The following is a 2,420-nucleotide window of genomic DNA, read 5'->3' as shown; positions in this document are numbered from 1 at the left end:
CGGCTCGCCGCCACCGCCGACGAGCTGTTCGACCGTGCGGACGAACTGGACCTGATCGTCGTCGCCTCCCCGAACAAGACGCACGTCCCGCTGGCCACGGCCGCCCTCAAGGCCGGTCTGCCGGTGGTCGTGGACAAGCCGGTCGCCGGCACCGCGGCCGAGGCCCGCGCGCTCGCCGTGCTCGCCGAGGAACGCGGCCTGCTGCTCTCGGTCTTCCAGAACCGCCGCTGGGACAACGACTTCCTGACCCTGCGCCACCTCCTCGCGGACGGCGAACTGGGCGACGCCTGGCGCTTCGAGTCCCGCTTCGAGCGCTGGCGGCCCCAGCCCAAGGGCGGCTGGCGCGAGTCCGGCGACCCGGCAGAGATCGGAGGTCTGCTCTACGACCTCGGCAGCCATGTCGTCGACCAGGCCCTGGTCCTCTTCGGCCCGGCCACCGAGGTCTACGCCGAGACGGACATCCGCCGCCCCGGCGCCGAGACCGACGACGACACCTTCATCGCGCTCACGCACGCGAGCGGCGTCCGCTCCCACCTCTACGTCTCCGCCACGGCCGCCCAACTGGGGCCGCGCTTCCGGGTGCTGGGCTCCCGCGCGGGCTACGTCAAGTACGGTCTGGACCCCCAGGAGGCGGCCCTGCGCGAGGGCAGCCGTCCCGGCGGCACCGTCGACTGGGGCGCCGAGGACCCGTCCCTGTGGGGTCGTATCGGCTCCGGCGAGTCCCCGCTGACCGGCGGCGGCACCCCCGTACCGACCCTCGCGGGCGACTACCCCGCCTACTACGCCGCCGTCGCCGACGCCCTGCGCGGCGCCGGCCCCAATCCGGTGACCGCCCTGGAGGCGGCTGCCGCGCTCGACGTACTGGAAGCGGCCCGCAGGTCCGCCCGCGAGAAGGTGACGGTGACCCTCTGATGCCCCAGATCACCCCCCGGAGCACGCCCGAGCTGACCCCGTCCCTCGAGGAACTGGAGGCGCAGCAACGGCGGCTGGTCTTCCGTCGGTTCACCCACGACGACGCCTGGGCCCTCGGCTCCCTCCTGGTCGAGCTGGCCCGGGAGCGGCAGGCCCCGGTCGCCATCGACATCCACCGCGCCGGCCAGCAGCTCTTCCACGCCGCCCTGCCGGGCTCGACCCCGGACAACGACGCCTGGATCGCCCGCAAGCGCCGGGTGGTGGAGCGCTACGGCGCCCCCTCCTACCTGGTCGGCGCCCGCTTCCGCGCCAAGGGCACGACCTTCGAGGATTCCTCCCGCCTCGACCCGGACACCTACGCGGCGCACGGCGGGTCCTTCCCGATCACGGTCGAGGGCGCGGGCGTGATCGGCGCGGTGACCGTCTCCGGCCTCCCCCAGCTCCAGGACCACCGGTTCGTGGTGGAGGCGCTGGAGGTGTTCCTCGGCCGTACCGACGGCTGAGCGCGCGGCGGGAATCACCCGGGGTGCCCTCCGGTTGGCAGTGGCGACAGATGATGATCACGGCACCACCCCACCACCGGAGGATCGCACCCGATGACCACTTCGCTGAAGGAGACCGTCGGCCGCTACGGCGTCTGGAGCCTCGAACTGCGCTCGGAGGACCCGGCCCGCCGCGGTGAACTGGCCGAGGCCGCGGCCGAGCTGGAGGAACTCGGGTACGGCGCGGTGTGGCTGGGCGGCAACACCACCGTGGACCACGCCACCCCGCTCATCGAGGCGACCCGGCGCATCGCCGTCGGCACCAGCATCCAGAGCGTCTGGCAGCAGGACGCCGCCACCACGGCGGCCGGCTACCTGACGGCGGAGGCGGCCCGTCCCGGCCGTTTCGTGCTGGGCCTCGGCGTGAGCCACGGCCCGCTGGTGCAGGGCTACCGCCGCCCGTACACGGCGATGGTGGGCTACCTCGACGAGCTGGACCGGGCGGGGGTGCCGGCCGACCGCCGGGTGCTCGCCGCGCTGGGCCCCAAGATGCTGGAGCTGTCCGGCGACCGCGCGGCCGGCGCGATCCCCTACCTGGTCACGCCCGAGCACACCGCCCAGGCCCGCGAGGTGCTGGGCGAGGAGCCGCTGCTGGCCCCGGAGTTCAAGGTGGTCCTGGAGTCCGACCCGGCCCGCGCCCGGGAGACGGCCCGCGCCTACCTGGCCCCGTACCTGGCCCTCCCCAACTACACCGACAACTTCCTCCGGCTGGGCTTCACGGAGTCCGACGTCGCCGACGGCGGCAGCGACCACCTCATCGACGCGGTCTTCGCCTGGGGTGACGAGACCCGGATCCGGGAGCGGATAGCCGCCTTCCACGAGGCGGGCGCGGACCACGTGGCCCTCCAGGTGGTGACGGCGAACCCGGGCGACACCCTGCCGAGGAAGGAGTGGCGCACCCTCGCCTCTCTGCTGGCGTGAGTGAACCGACCCGAGGGGCGCGGGGCCGTATGCGACATGCGGCCC

The 2,420-nt window shown here is 74.0% G+C and carries 3 protein-coding genes; all 3 read left to right on the top strand.

The features are described 5' to 3' along the window. On the top strand, nucleotides 1-912 hold a 912-nt coding region (locus CCN44_RS40525), incomplete at its 5' end, for a Gfo/Idh/MocA family protein (RefSeq protein ID WP_086704169.1). After that, the gene (locus tag CCN44_RS40520; RefSeq protein WP_059249746.1) at nucleotides 912-1,415 is read left to right on the top strand and encodes a heme-degrading domain-containing protein; all 504 of its coding nucleotides are present in this window, start codon (nucleotides 912-914) and stop codon (nucleotides 1,413-1,415) included. The genes CCN44_RS40525 and CCN44_RS40520, both read left to right, overlap by 1 nt. Before the next feature lie 93 nt (nucleotides 1,416-1,508). Beyond that, nucleotides 1,509-2,375: an LLM class F420-dependent oxidoreductase gene (locus tag CCN44_RS40515; protein WP_059249747.1), complete on the top strand. Its 867-nt coding sequence runs from the start codon at nucleotides 1,509-1,511 to the stop codon at nucleotides 2,373-2,375. The last annotated feature ends 45 nt before the right edge of the window (nucleotides 2,376-2,420 follow it).

The organism is Streptomyces tricolor (assembly GCF_002155905.1).
Lineage (GTDB): Bacteria > Actinomycetota > Actinomycetes > Streptomycetales > Streptomycetaceae > Streptomyces > Streptomyces tricolor.
The sequence above is the reverse complement of the archived record's forward strand: the minus strand, read 5'-3'. Positions and strand labels throughout refer to the sequence as shown.

Bases quoted from the DNA above. Each gene is read 5' to 3' on its own strand.
- CCN44_RS40520 (WP_059249746.1), top strand. From the start codon at position 912: ATGCCCCAGATCACCCCCCGGAGCACGCCCGAGCTGACCCCGTCCCTC.
- CCN44_RS40515 (WP_059249747.1), top strand. From the start codon at position 1,509: ATGACCACTTCGCTGAAGGAGACCGTCGGCCGCTACGGCGTCTGGAGC.